Here is a 609-nt window from a genome sequence, read left to right on the forward strand (position 1 = left end):
GGAGTGAGTTTCTAGTTTAAATCAATTTTTTGACTGCATCTTTTCAATAGCAGTTCGGGTTGGAGAACTGTTTTAACCTTAACTTCATTTGGACTCAATCTTATGAATAGTGCAACGGTTTTACACCTCAAAGGTGAATTTGAAAGTTTGTTGGACTCGATGAACACGTTCTGCGAACAGCCCCACGCTATTGAACCGCAGACTATCGAGCAAATTAAAGGATTTTACAGTAAACTTCTCTGGATTAATAGTCCTCTTAAAAATGAACAAAAAAATCATCAAGCCTTTGGTGAACTAGATAAACAGTGGTTGATAGCCAATGAATCCGAGGAAAACACCTGGTATCAAAATCGAGAAAAGCTTGAGAAAATGACGGCTCGAATGATCGAACAAAGTTCGGTTTTGATACTGCTTTGCCAAATTCTTCAGTCCAATCCTTCTCAAAAAACCTTTGATTTTGTTCTGCAATTGCTGCGCGAGATTGTTTCGTTTATCTGGGCTGAAAAAACCTTTAATTTTGTTCTGCAATTGCTGCGCGAGATTGTTTCGTTTATCCAGAAATAACTGGCAAGTTTGGAACACCAAGATAGTCATTTAAACTACTCGATT

General features: G+C 37.6%; 1 protein-coding gene. It reads left to right on the forward strand.

Translation table 11 applies throughout. The features are described 5' to 3' along the window. Positions 1-102 precede the first annotated feature (102 nt). Positions 103-564, forward strand: coding sequence for a hypothetical protein (locus M595_RS28365; RefSeq protein WP_023069983.1), 462 nt, complete (start codon positions 103-105; stop codon positions 562-564). Positions 565-609 lie beyond the last annotated feature (45 nt).

The organism is Lyngbya aestuarii BL J (assembly GCF_000478195.2).
In the GTDB taxonomy this organism is placed as follows: Bacteria; Cyanobacteriota; Cyanobacteriia; order Cyanobacteriales; family Microcoleaceae; genus Capilliphycus; species Capilliphycus aestuarii.